This is a genomic window from Halorientalis sp. (genome assembly GCF_028275115.1).
In the GTDB taxonomy this organism is placed as follows: Archaea; Halobacteriota; Halobacteria; order Halobacteriales; family Haloarculaceae; genus Halorientalis.
Window position 1 is genome coordinate 1 of sequence record NZ_JAQCNH010000063.1, and the last position, 12,174, is coordinate 12,174.

The window sequence follows — 12,174 nt, forward strand, 5'->3', positions numbered from 1 at the left end:
GCACAAGAAGCTTCTTTTCCCGGAGGAATATCGGCGGCCGTCCGGGACACCGGCAAAACCTGTCTTTACTCTCGGTCGTCCTGATCGGCGTCGTCGGTCGAGGACGCTGTGCGGGACTCGAAGTTTTCGGGGACGACCGTCACGTGAAATATACCGACGGACTGCTGTTCAGTCGCCATCACATCCGGTCGTAAGGCGCCGACACTCTAATAATTACCCATAATCATAATACATCCGGTGACGGGGGACGCATAACTGTGAGGTATCAGGTTGCGTGTCGGTGGTGGGTCGGCGGTGCGTGGGCGGGAGTTGTCTCTGTAACCGCGTGTAGTCGAGCGGGCCGTACTTCTCCGGTATCGCGGTCTCTTCCCGGATTCCCTTGCCGGAACTCGGGTCAGTTGCGTGGACCGCACCTGCGCTCACCCGGCCGCTGAACTCTTGAGGCGGACGCGGCGGGGTCCAGCGAGGGATAGCGCATCGCTCGGTAGTGAGCGGCAGGCGCAAAACGGCCGGGGTCCGAGTTAGAAGTTCTCTTCGTAGAGGTCCATAGCGTGTTCGATGGCGTCCATCGCGGCCTGCTTGTCTTCCCAGCCCTGCGTCTCGACTTCCTTGCCTTCCTCGAGGTTCTTGTAGGTCGCGAAGAATTCGTCGATTTCGTCGAGTTGCTGCTGAGGGATGTCCGAGAGGTTCTGGACGTGGTCGAAGCGCGGGTCCTCGGTGGGGACGGCGATGACCTTGTCGTCCTGTTCGCCGTCGTCGTCCATCTTCATCAGCGCGACCGGACGGGCCTCGATGACACAACCGGGGAACGTCTGGTCCTCAACGAGGACGAGCACGTCGAAGGGGTCCTCGTCGTCGTAGTACGACTGTGGAATGAACCCGTAGTCCGAGGGATAGTGAACGTTGCTGTGGAGCACCCGGTCCAGCACCATGCCGGGGATATCCTTGTCGTACTCGTACTTGTTGCGCTCGCCCTTGAGACACTCGACAACCGCGTAGAACTCTTCGGGCGGGTTCGGCCCGGTTTCGAGGTCTTCCCAGAGATTCGTCATCACCTGCTCGTGCGACAGCAGGGCAAAAAGTACTTTCGTAATCCGTACCACGTACGGTTTAACCACCAGCTTTCAGTCGACGAGCCGAACTGCCACGGCGCATGAGCAGACACGACGCACTCCGGGCCGCGACCGTCGTCACTAGCGTGTACACATAATAACAAATCAGACATGAGGCCGCCCAGGACCTCTATCAGCGTACAACAATATTCATTCCAATGCGAACAAGCTAGGAGAAATCAAGCTGCCTCGGGGCTAAGCCGGCAAGAAATTCGTTCGAGTTAACAAGCGTTAAATGGCTTGGTGACATTTGACTAAGTATGTCAGAGTCACAGACTGTGGAGGCTGACCTGGAGGTCGCGCGGGAACTCACGGCGTTTCAGCGGAACATTCTGGTTATTCTGAGCGAGGAGCCCCGATACGGGCTCGCTATCAAGCGTGAACTCGAAGCGTACTACGATTCGGAGGTCAATCACGGGCGGCTCTATCCCAACCTCGACGACCTCGTCGAGATGGGGCTCGTCGAGAAGAGCGAACTCGACAAGCGGACCAACCAGTACTCGCTGACAGAGACCGGCCACGACGTTCTGCTCGATCAGGTTTCCTGGATGTTCGGACGGTTCGTCACCGACGAAGGTCGAGCCGACGAACTGGAAGCGCTCATCGACGAGCAGCGCTAAAGCGAGTCGGCGACTTCAAGCGCCAGTGTAACCGACCGGTCGATACGGTCACGTTGCTCGTCGCTCGGCCAGGCGTTGCGCGGGAAATACTCGGTCACGAATTCCTCTAGTTCGTCGTCGGTCGCCGAGCCGACCGGCTTCGCGTAGTGGTTGCTCATGAACTCCGCCAGCGCCGTGACGTTCTCGCCGTGGACCTCGCCGTGCGCCTCGGCGACGGCCGCAGCGATGGCGCGGTTGTGCTGTGCGACGGCGTCCCAGTCCCTGCTATCGCCGGGGCCGCCCAGCGGATGCTCGATTCCTCGGTCGACGTCGTCGATTTGCTCCATCTGGACCACCCCGTTGGCCAGCCACTCTTTCGGGTAGAGCACCAGTGTGTCGTGTGTATCGTCCTCACGAACGCGGGCTGTAAAGTCGTACTCGGCGAGGAGTTCGGCTCGTCGCTCCCGGTAGGCCGTCGCTTCCTGCCCGTCGACTGCGTTCCGCGCGAGTCGGGTCAGCCGTTCGACTTCGTCAATCACGTCGTGAGGGACTTCCGGGGACTCGTCGGCCCCGTCGTCGCCGCTACGTCCGTCGTTCAGTTGCGCGACCGACGCGTCCTCCGGATCGGGTGTCTCGTCAGTCATCGTCGAATGCGTCGTTCGCTAGTTCGTCGGCGCGTTGGTTTATTTCTCGCGGTACGTGGGTGAGCGTCCAGTCGTCGAACCCGGCGAGCAACTCCCGGACCGTCACCCGATGCTCGCGCAACTGGGGGTCGTTGGCGTCGTACTCACCGCGAACCTGTTTGACGATCAGTTCCGAGTCCCCTCGCACCTCGAGGGTGTCGAATCCGAGGTCCCGAGCCACCTCCAGGGATTTCGTCAGCGCCTCGTACTCCGCCTGGTTGTTCGTGGCCCGGCCGACACGCTCCCCACCCTCCGTGACGATGCCCTCGTTAGTGACGACGACCCAGCCAACGGCCGCTGGCCCGGGGTTCCCGCGGGCGGCACCGTCGAAGTAGACGTGTGCGCGCCCACCGCTCTCCCGGAGCAGTGCTTCGATGGCCTCGGGGGACGCGCCCTGTACGACGACCTTGTCGTCGTAGGCGACGGCCGTGGCGCCACCATGTGTGGCTCGCCAGCGCTCGTGGTCCGTATTCCCTTCCTGAACGTCGACGCCGGCGTCGGCCAACCGTTCACGGGCCTCGGCCGCGTCGCACTCGATAACCGGCATTGGAGACCACTCACCAGTGCCAGGGCTTACCGTTTGTGGTCGCCACCGGCACTGACGGCCGTTTGTTCAGCAGTAGAAGAAATAAAATTAAGCCGTAGCTGGCTGGATAGAACGTCTGACGTCCGCCGTGCGAATCACAAATTATTTACCCAAGAATTTAAATCAATGGGTGTCGCTACCACAAAAATGCGATGACACGGTCCACCCGTCAGCGCGAGCGCGAGACCGAGACCGAATCTCGAGACCAGGAGGGGGTACGTGGATGCCCGGAGTGTAACTCGAACAATCTCGTCAAGGACGCCGACCGTGGCGAACTGATCTGTGACGACTGTGGCCTGGTCGTCGAGGAGGAGAACATCGACCCAGGGCCAGAGTGGCGCGCGTTCAACCACAGCGAGCGGCAGAAGAAGTCCCGCGTGGGCGCGCCGACGACACAGACGATGCACGACAAGGGGCTGACGACCACTATCGACTGGAAGGACAAGGACGCCTACGGGCGCTCGATCTCCTCGAAAAAACGGAGTCAGATGCACCGGCTACGGAAGTGGCAGGAGCGAATCCGGACGAAAGACGCCGGCGAGCGCAATCTCCAGTTCGCGCTCTCGGAGATCGACCGGATGGCCTCGGCTCTCGGGGTTCCCAGGTCCGTACGGGAGGTCGCCTCCGTCATCTATCGGCGAGCCTTGAGCGGTGACCTCATTCGTGGCCGCTCCATCGAAGGTGTCGCCACGTCCTGCCTGTACGCCGCCTGCCGGAAGGAGGGAATCCCCCGCAGTCTCGAAGAGATTTCCGAGGTGTCCCGGGTCAAGCGCAAAGAGATCGGCCGCACCTACCGGTACATCAGCCAGGAACTCGGACTGGAGATGGAACCGGTCGACCCGAAGAAGTACGTCCCCCGCTTTTGCTCCGAACTCGACCTCAGTGAGGGAGTCCAGTCGAAGGCAAACGAGATAATCGAGACGACCGCCGAGAAGGGTCTGCTCTCGGGGAAGTCACCGACCGGCTACGCGGCCGCCGCCATCTACGCTGCCTCGTTGCTCTGCAACGAGAAGAAAACGCAGCGCGAGGTCGCCGACGTGGCACAGGTCACCGAGGTCACCATCCGGAACCGCTACCAGGAACAGATCGAAGCGATGGGCATCCACAACTGAGAGCGCCGTTTTTTCAGCAGTGGATGACAGGTCCTGAGTCCGCAGTGGTCTCGTTGGGCCCGGAACCGTCCGTCCACCTCGGTCGCGGCGATGGCGGCCGACGAATCGCCGTGGGTGTGTTCCACTGCGTTCTCGACGACGCTCGTGAACACGCGGTCGAGCAGGTCCGGTGGCACGTCAACCGTGACCGTCGTGTGCTCGGCGTCGGCCGTCGCATCCCCGACGGCGGCGCGGAGCGTCCCGCGGATGGCGGCCAGTTCGGTGGAGACGGTCTCCATCGCGCGTGCCGCCTGACGGGCCTCCGTTCCGGGTTCCGCCGTCGTCCGTATCACCGTTACGTTCTCGCGCTGGGTGCCGGTCAGTCCGTCTTCGGCGAGGTGTTCTGCGCGCGGGCGAACGACGTTCACTTCGGCCGTCGGGTTCACCGCTCGTGAGACGTGAGTTGGGTGGAATCCGTCACCTACGGACGCTCGGGCGGCGCCGGCAGACACATTGATAGGGTCGACCGACCAACGACGGGTAGATGCGGCTCGACGAGTTCATCGAGGGCTTCCAGCGCGACGAAACCGCCGACCTGCGCCGACTGGCCGAGGAGAAGTCCTACGCGATCACCGAGTACCTGGACGACGTAGAGCGCCAGCTTGAGGAGTCACTCCAGGGTGGCGCCCTCTTCGGCTCGACAGCGCCCTCGATCTTCGTCGGTCGGTCGAACTACCCCGACGTGTCGACTGGCCTGCTCTCACCGGTCGTGGGCTCCGAGATCGACCCCAGCGACTACGTGACCAGCGGCGAGTGGTACCAGCGAGGGTACTCCATCGACGACGTGTTCCGGCGCCGGACGGGCCTGCTCAACTCTACCCGAGCGGCGAACGTCGACGTCGAGGACGTGTGGGACGGCTTCGTCGGCGTCCAGCGCGAGGTGGCCATCGCCGACGAACCCGTCGACGTGGAGATCGGGCTCGATGGCCGGCCCGAGTTGGACGTCGACGTCGGCGACATCGGCGCGCCGCGTGGTCCTCGGGCCCGCGCTCGCGACGCCGAGCTGACCGAGAATCCCTCGGTCCCGCTGGAAGTCGAAAGGACGCTCGAGGACGACGACTGGCGGGCCGACGGCGCGATGACATACCTCTATCGCCGGGGATTCGACGTGTACGAGATCAACAAGATCCTCTCGGCCGGTGCGCTGGGCCAGGGCGCGAACCGTCGGCTGGTCCCGACCCGCTGGTCGATCACCGCCGTCGACGACACCGTGGGCCAGTACCTCCGCGGGACGATCCGCAACGCGAACTCCATCGACACGACAGAGGTCCGGGTCAACGAGTACATGGGCAACGCCTACTGGGTCATCATGACGCCCGGCCAGTGGGAGTTCGAACTGGTCGAGCTGAAAGCGCCGGGGAGCGTCTGGAACCCCGACCCCGACGCCGGCATGTACATGGCCGCCGACAGCGAGGGGTACGACGGTCGGACCGACTACGTCGACGAAACCTCCGGCGCGTACTACGCAACCCGGCTCGGCGTACTCGAACACCTGCACGACCGGGGCCGACAGGCCAAGGTCCTCGTGGTCCGGCACGCCTCCCCCGAGTACTGGGCTCCCGTGGGCGTCTGGCAGATCCGCGAGGGCGTCCGCCACGCCTTCGAACGGGCGGTCGGCGAGGCCGAGAGCTTCCGGGACGCGCTGACCGAACTCGCGCCACACTTTCCGGTGTCACTCGGTCAGTTGCGCCGGAAATCCGGGATGGTGTCGGGATTGCAGGCACAGATTACAGACTTCTGAGTCGGGCGGCGGGTGTCTGACAGAGTGAAGCGCCCACCAGGAGTACCGCCACGGGTGGTCGTGCCCCCGTCGATTCCGTCGCTGGCCGTCCTCCCGGTCGGTCCGCTGGTCGTCCCGGGTGTCCCGGGTGTCCCGGGTGGACCGGAACTGCTCGTCATTTTGCTGGTCGCGGTCGTCGTGTTCGGCTTCCCGCTGGTGCTGGCCGGTGGCTATCTCTATTGGAGAGGAGACGCGAGCATCGAGGAACTGGAGCGTCGCATCGCCAATCTTGAATCCGGGCAGGCGGGCGGGGACCCCGACTCCTCGGGGGCCGGGGGCGAAGACGAATTCTAAATATTCTCGAAGGCCTCGTCGACGAGTTCACCCGTCGTCGCGACGATGTCGGCCCACGCCTCGTCGTCCTCTGCCAGTCCGAGCAGGCGGGCGACGCGCATAATCGAGAGGTGATACACCGCCTGCCGGCCAGGTTCGACCTCGTGAACGATCACGTTACAGGGCATCAGTCCGCCGAGTTCGATGCACTCGTCGAGCGCCCGGTCGGCCACCGCCGGGTTACAGGCTCCGAGGATGTAGTATGGGTCCCGGTCAGCACCGATTTTCTCCGCGAGCATGTCCGAAACGGAGAACTCGACGGCGACGCCGAACCCGGCGTCGGCAAACGTCTCGCGCGTGTGTTCGATAGCCTCCTCGTGGTCCATCTCGAGAGTCGCGCGTTTCTCGCCGATGTCGCCGGACTCGATGAGACTGGGGTCTATCGGAAGGGTCATCACTCGATGTCAGTCGCCGACGAATAAAAAGCTACCCGGGCGAGGCTCGCGTCGAGTCGGCCCCCCAGACCCGCTACGCAGTGACGTTACAGGGGCGTTCGAGACGGCTCGGACCGACTCGGCCCGGTCGCCGACTATCGGACGGTGGGGTCGGCCGGTTCCGCCACTGACTGGTCGTGCATGGCCGCTGCTGTCGGGTCTGTGCTCGCTCCGGAGACCACGAACCGGAACCCGTCGTCGTACTCCAAGTCGACGGTGACGTCCCATCCCTGTGTCCGGACCAGCATCTCCAGGTTCGGGAGGATCATTCCGGCGTCTGCGTCGGGAACCGCCCTCCCGTACTGGAAGAACATTTCTACGTCCGTCTCGTCCGGTGAGTCCCCATCGTCGGCGATCTCGAACCCGTCGTCGCGAAGTGAGACGGTAACCGTCGCCGCCTCGTTGTACGCCGCGAACTCGAACCCGTTCTGTAAGATGTTACGAAGTCGGCTCTCGTCCGCCCAAATCTCCCCGCCCTGTGTGACCGCGAGATCGAGTTCGTCTTTCTCGACGGCAGCGAACGCATCTCTGGCTACCGCCGCGAACGACACCGGTTGCATCTCTTCGACGGTCTGCCCTTCTCTGGCAAGGACCGAGAGGTCGTCGACAGTGTCGGTCATCGTGTGCGATGCCTCCGATGCTTTGACGAGTGATTCGTTGGCTTCCTCCAGGTCTCCGTCCCCGAGTGCCTCGTCTGCGTGCACCAGCCGTGCCTCGACGACCTGGAGCGTGTTGAGGAGATTGTGCCTGATGGCCGCCGCGAACCCCTCGAGCTGTGCATTGTGGCGCTTTAGTTCCTGGCGCCGTGTTTCCGTCTCCGTTACGTCCGTGAACACGACCGACTGAACGATGTCCGTCTGACCGAGCGTCGCGGAGATGTCGTTTACCAGATAGTATTTCGTTTCGCCACCCCGGTTCCATTCGAGAATCTGGTCCGTCTCACCGAGTTTCTCGGCAGCCGTCGGGAAGACCGAACCGAACGGTTCCCCGGCCGCGTCGGCGAGCATCGGGAACGCTCGGTCTGCCCGCTCACTGGTTCGCTGTATCCGACCTTCGGGACCGATGTGGACCATCGCCTCGTCGACGTTGTTCGCGAGTTGGACGGCGAAAAACCGGTCTTTGAAGACGTAGAGCACACCGGCTGCGAACACGGCGACACCCAGCGGTTCGTAGTTGACATCTAGCAACACGTCCGTCGCGAACCCCGTGATATCGAGTACGACGGGAATAGCGGTCGCGGCTGCCAGCACGGCGAGCGGTCTCGTGTCGTAGTTCGCATCGAGGAACATCTCGTAGAGCATGAACAGTCCGACACTGGCCAGCGAGTACGCGACTCCCGAAACGACCCAGTGGATAACCTCGTGTTCGACCGCCAGGTGGGGGAACGGCGTCGCAGTGAACTCGGTCGCGAAGTACAGCCCGTGTATCGGGTTCGTCAGTTTGATTCCGACGATGACCAGATACACCGCGACGGCGGTGCGTCGGTAGAGCTGGTTCCTGTGGAACGACCGGCCGGTGTAAGCCGAGCAGAAGTACAGCCACGCGCCGACCGTCGCTAGGCCGATGATCAGGCTGAGTTCGTACAACCCGTAGGCGATGGTCGTACTCGGGACGACGAGAAGCCCCAACTCGAAAAACGCCCATCCGCCGGTGGTAGCCAGCAACGCGACCAGCCCACGGCTCGTCTCGTCATCCTCGATCCTCCGGGCCCGCATCGCACCGACGAAACACATGATCGTCGCGGCGCTAAACAACAGGGAATACCCAAAGAATTGCCATGACCATTCGGCAGGCAACATTATCGTATTCTGGGGTCGAATACAGTTATTTGTTGCTCCGCTGTTTCAGTTTTTGATAACGTTTTTCGAACTCTCACTGTCTCTGTACCGTACTTTGAGACTCAAGTCAGCGATTAAAAATTGGGGCGCGGCGAGACGCGGAGCGGAGAGCCGTCGACTCTTCGTCCGTGAATGACAGTATATATCTGAATATTGAACGTTAGTCGAGCCGGACTGAAGCGCGGTCGCTCGCGGGCGGTGTGTCAGGTCGGTCCGGCGGCAATCACAGACGCAGTGGACGGGTCCGTAGTGCGCCCGGACGGCTCCACTTGGGTGGGTTCGTCACTCGGCGGTCGGGACGGGACCGGTACCGATGACGGCACGGACGGCGTCCTCGAACTCCTGGCGGCGCTGGAAGTACGTCTCGTCGACTGCCGTCAGTACGTCGGCGAGTTCTCGTGGACCGTCCGGCGTTCGGATGGTCGTGTCTCCCTCACGCTGGGTAATGTAGCTCTTTTTGGCCCCCCACATCAGTCGTGCCGAGACCTGCGCCAGCGGCGCGCCCTCGACTGCATCGCCGTCGCCGAGTTCGACGGCAGGGTCTTCATCTTCGGATTCATCCTCAGCCATAAAATCAAATTTTCGGGGGCGTTGATTAGTTGTTTCGAAGACCCGCGGGCAGGACACTGACGTCGAAAAGCCGGCCGGCGGCCGCGTTACATCAAGTCGTCGAGTTCGTCGTTCTGGAAGGCTTCTTCGGCGCTCTCTGTGGATTCCTCCTGCTGTTGGCTAGCCTCACGGGCGCGGTCCAGAAAGTCCTGGACGCGCTGTGAGCGTTCGACGCCGCCGAGCAAGACGAGCGCAGCGACGCGGTCACTGGAGAGCGGGAAGTCTCCGCCCCGGACTTCGAGGCTCCCCGTCTCCTCTTCGAGCCACTTGCGGGCGCGTTCGACACCTTTGCGGGCAATGCGGTCGGGGTGGCCGGCGATCACGAGGAGGGCTTTATCCGCTCGGACGGCCTGTGGGAGGCTGGTGCCGGTGAGGAGGGCTTTGCGTGCGGTGGAGGTGATAGCGTTGATATTCTCGCCGGCGTCCTCGTCGGCCACTGCGGAGGCGTATCCCAGCGAGGCGATGCCACCGTTTTTGAGCGTGTTGATAATCTCGCTCGAGTCGACGACCGACTCGCCGACACCCTCGACGATTTCGCCCGCGGCCAGTAAGAGGCCGATACGCTCGGCGATGCGGTCGTTGATGGCCGCGAAACCTTCCTCGATACTCTCGTTCGAGGTTTTCCAGGCGTCGTTGTCGATGACGAGCACCGAGTCGGCCTCCCTTGTAAAGGTCTTGAGCGACCGGCCGGCGTTGGCCTGGTAGATTGCGCCCTCGTCGCGGCCGGGGAGGACCGCCAGGCCGTACACCGGCATCGTGTACACGCGCTTGAGTTCGCGGGTGAGCATGGGTGCGCCGCCGCTCCCGGTGCCGCCACCGAGACCGGCGACGACGATGACGGCGTCGGCCTGGCTGGTGACGCGGCCGTCGAGTTCGTCCATGACCTCGGTGGCCTCGGCCTGCATGATCTCGGCCCCGAGCTCGTTGTCGCCGCCGACGCCGTGTCCTTTCACGCGGTCTTGCCCAATCAGCATCGTGTCGATGTCGATATTCTGGAGGTCGGCGCGAGCCGTGTTGACAGCGAAAGCACCCTGGACTGCCTCGAAACCGCGGTCGTAATCGAACTCCGCGAGGGCCTGCGCTATCTTCCCTCCTGCTTGTCCGACACCAATCAGGACGACTTTCATACTGGCATAGACGTGAGGCCAGCTAATCAAAGATGGGGTGACACGAACCGCTCACCGAACGGCCGGTCAGCGCTCCAAGTCAAGCGCGAGGTCGAGAACCAGTTCGTTCTCGTCGGGTCCGGCGGGAAGTCCGAGTTCGTAGCTGACCTCCCTGTCGACGTCGACGCCGAAGGTCTCGCCACAACCCGCGGCCCCGTCGGCGGCGAAGCCGTTCGTGACGGCCTTGGTCTCGTCGTCGTTGTCGAGGCGCCGTCCGGCTATCACGTCGGAAGTCGCGGCCGATGAGTCGGCCTGTGCGACTGCCGGAGCGGGCCAGACGGTCACGTCGACAGCCAACAGCGTGAACAGTGCAGGCGTCGTACCGGCCCGTGTTTCCGTGCTGGATTGCATGTCTGGTCTGTAATCACCGCGAGCGGCACGTGTCGTCGCGTTCCAGAATCATCACTGCGTCGGGTCGTTTGTTACCACCGACGCGGACTGCAATCAACGACAACTCGGATAGTCAACTGCCCCGCGCACGGTGGCGCGGGGCTTGTCAGTGGACTCGCCGCGTCGTACCCGAAGAGCTTTCGGGCGTTCACGGGTTGGCATCCCTGACTTTGGGGCCGGTTGACTGCGGCCCGTGACCGGCGACAACTGTGGGCCGCCGACCACTACCAGAATAGTGGGATGCCATTCACTAAAAGACCGGTATATGCAGCGAGTGTCGGCTTCCTCCCCGCCCACGGTGGGGCGGGGAATCCGCCTCAGTTTTCTTTTGAAACGTCGGACCCGAGCGTTGAAATACCGGTACGGAACCAGTCAGTATCATGGACGGAGACGACGTGGAGGCGCGTCTCGAGGCGGTCGAACGGGCACTAGCAGACGGTGATACGGACCTGTCGGCGGTAGGCGAGGCCGCCGAACACGGGCGCGAACTCGGCGAACTGAAAGAGCGGGTCGACGAGCTCGAGTCGCAGGTCACGGACCTGGCCGCAGGCGTTCAGGCGGTACGAGGGTACGTCGGGAACGTGCGGACAGTCAACCGTGACGTGGAGCGCCGGGCCGACGCCGCGTTGTCCAAGGTCGAAGAGCTGGAGCGTCATAGAGCCGGCCTCGACGGACGACACACACATGCGGGAACGGACAGCGGGACCCGAGCCGACAGCGACCCAGGTGAACGGGCGATGCAGGGCCGGCAGACGAGCGACCGCTCGGAATCCGGTGAGCGGAACGGCGAGCGGGCCGAAACCCCCGGCGACATCGCGCGTCGGATCACCGGCCGGGACGGGAGCAGACGTGGCGGCGGCGGACACCAGCGCAGCGGCACGGAACGGCGGTCCCGTCCGCGAGACTGGGGCGGGGGCGGGAGGGGGGACGGGGCTGGCGCTGGCCCGGAGGAGCGCGACGACGGTGGGTTCCTCTCGGGGCTGCGAGACGCACTGTGATGCTCCGGGCGGTCGTAGCGGTCGTCCTCGCATCTGCGTTACTCGCGGCCAGCCTGCCAGGGGTCGAGCTGGCGGCCCACCAGCGGAGCGAGGCGGCGCTCACCGCAGAGACAGACCGACTCCGGACGGCTGTCGCGGACCTCAAACACCGCGAGAGTGCCGTCGGAGCGGAGACGGGGGCGCGCCGTGTGGTCACGGTCGAGATTCCGGCTCGGTCCCGGACCGTCGCCGGTGTCACCGCGCTCGCAATCGGCGGTGTCCCAGGGCGCAAAGAGCCGGACGTTCGGAAAGCCGTCGACATCGCGTGGCGGGTCGATGGGAGGGACGTCACGACACGGCGACTCCCCGGCGTCCGCGTCGTCCACTATCGAGAGGGCCGTGTCGTCGACGAGCCGCTAGTGCTCGAAGCACCGGGCGAGCACCGACTCGCACTGACACGAATCGAGCGCGACGGCGAGCACCTGATCGCTGTCCGGCGGCTCCCCGAGGTTTAAA

At 63.7% G+C, this 12,174-nt stretch carries 15 protein-coding genes; 6 read left to right on the forward strand and 9 right to left on the reverse strand.

From position 1 onward, the window contains the following. Nucleotides 1–521: 521 nt before the first annotated feature. The gene (locus Q0964_RS09200; protein ID WP_299266316.1) at nt 522–1,052 is read right to left on the reverse strand and encodes an inorganic diphosphatase; all 531 of its coding nucleotides are present in this window, start codon (nt 1,050–1,052) and stop codon (nt 522–524) included. A 320-nt stretch (nt 1,053–1,372) separates the two neighbouring features. Between Q0964_RS09200 and Q0964_RS09205 the strand changes: the two genes are divergently transcribed. Next, nucleotides 1,373–1,732 (forward strand): PadR family transcriptional regulator, encoded by a 360-nt coding sequence (locus tag Q0964_RS09205; protein WP_299266319.1) that lies wholly within the window; start codon nt 1,373–1,375, stop codon nt 1,730–1,732. Here Q0964_RS09205 and Q0964_RS09210 read toward each other — a convergent pair. Further along, complete coding sequence (locus tag Q0964_RS09210) at nt 1,729–2,355, reverse strand: DUF7108 family protein (RefSeq protein WP_299266321.1); 627 nt, start codon at nt 2,353–2,355, stop codon at nt 1,729–1,731. The genes Q0964_RS09205 and Q0964_RS09210 overlap by 4 nt on opposite strands. Next, on the reverse strand, nt 2,348–2,941 hold the full coding sequence (rnhA, locus tag Q0964_RS09215) for a ribonuclease HI (RefSeq protein ID WP_299266323.1): 594 nt from the start codon (nt 2,939–2,941) through the stop codon (nt 2,348–2,350). Before rnhA ends, Q0964_RS09210 begins: the two co-directional genes overlap by 8 nt. Before the next feature lie 191 nt (nt 2,942–3,132). Here rnhA and Q0964_RS09220 point away from each other — a divergent pair, with 191 nt between their 5' ends. Next, a complete protein-coding gene (locus Q0964_RS09220) occupies nt 3,133–4,092 on the forward strand; it encodes a transcription initiation factor IIB (RefSeq protein WP_299266326.1) in 960 nt (319 codons plus the stop codon). On the opposite strand, the gene Q0964_RS09225 is transcribed toward Q0964_RS09220, so the two are convergent. After that, the gene (locus Q0964_RS09225; protein WP_299266328.1) at nt 4,053–4,517 is read right to left on the reverse strand and encodes a hypothetical protein; all 465 of its coding nucleotides are present in this window, start codon (nt 4,515–4,517) and stop codon (nt 4,053–4,055) included. The two genes, Q0964_RS09220 and Q0964_RS09225, sit on opposite strands and share 40 nt — an antisense overlap. 98 nt (nt 4,518–4,615) lie before the next feature. Between Q0964_RS09225 and nreA the strand changes: the two genes are divergently transcribed. Beyond that, the gene (nreA, locus tag Q0964_RS09230; RefSeq protein ID WP_299266330.1) at nt 4,616–5,872 is read left to right on the forward strand and encodes a DNA repair protein NreA; all 1,257 of its coding nucleotides are present in this window, start codon (nt 4,616–4,618) and stop codon (nt 5,870–5,872) included. A 54-nt stretch (nt 5,873–5,926) separates the two neighbouring features. Beyond that, entirely contained in the window at nt 5,927–6,205 is a 279-nt protein-coding gene (locus Q0964_RS09235; RefSeq protein WP_299266333.1) for a hypothetical protein, read from the forward strand. On the opposite strand, the gene Q0964_RS09240 is transcribed toward Q0964_RS09235, so the two are convergent. The 5 genes from Q0964_RS09240 to Q0964_RS09260 form a co-directional block, all read right to left on the reverse strand. Beyond that, nucleotides 6,202–6,639: a DUF302 domain-containing protein gene (locus Q0964_RS09240; protein ID WP_299266336.1), complete on the reverse strand. Its 438-nt coding sequence runs from the start codon at nt 6,637–6,639 to the stop codon at nt 6,202–6,204. The two genes, Q0964_RS09235 and Q0964_RS09240, sit on opposite strands and share 4 nt — an antisense overlap. A gap of 134 nt (nt 6,640–6,773) precedes the next feature. Next, nucleotides 6,774–8,477, reverse strand: a complete 1,704-nt coding sequence (locus tag Q0964_RS09245) for a sensor histidine kinase (RefSeq protein ID WP_299266338.1) — start codon at nt 8,475–8,477, stop codon at nt 6,774–6,776. Nucleotides 8,478–8,798: 321 nt separating this feature from the next. Beyond that, nucleotides 8,799–9,086: a DUF5789 family protein gene (locus tag Q0964_RS09250; RefSeq protein WP_299266343.1), complete on the reverse strand. Its 288-nt coding sequence runs from the start codon at nt 9,084–9,086 to the stop codon at nt 8,799–8,801. A gap of 86 nt (nt 9,087–9,172) precedes the next feature. Further along, the gene (locus Q0964_RS09255; protein WP_299266347.1) at nt 9,173–10,252 is read right to left on the reverse strand and encodes a tubulin/FtsZ family protein; all 1,080 of its coding nucleotides are present in this window, start codon (nt 10,250–10,252) and stop codon (nt 9,173–9,175) included. A gap of 66 nt (nt 10,253–10,318) precedes the next feature. Then, nucleotides 10,319–10,642: a hypothetical protein gene (locus tag Q0964_RS09260; protein ID WP_299266350.1), complete on the reverse strand. Its 324-nt coding sequence runs from the start codon at nt 10,640–10,642 to the stop codon at nt 10,319–10,321. A 419-nt stretch (nt 10,643–11,061) separates the two neighbouring features. Between Q0964_RS09260 and Q0964_RS09265 the strand changes: the two genes are divergently transcribed. Beyond that, nucleotides 11,062–11,679, forward strand: coding sequence for a DUF7310 family coiled-coil domain-containing protein (locus tag Q0964_RS09265; RefSeq protein WP_299266352.1), 618 nt, complete (start codon nt 11,062–11,064; stop codon nt 11,677–11,679). Further along, nucleotides 11,679–12,173 (forward strand): DUF7311 family protein, encoded by a 495-nt coding sequence (locus Q0964_RS09270; RefSeq protein ID WP_299266355.1) that lies wholly within the window; start codon nt 11,679–11,681, stop codon nt 12,171–12,173. Before Q0964_RS09265 ends, Q0964_RS09270 begins: the two co-directional genes overlap by 1 nt. The last annotated feature ends 1 nt before the right edge of the window (nt 12,174 follow it).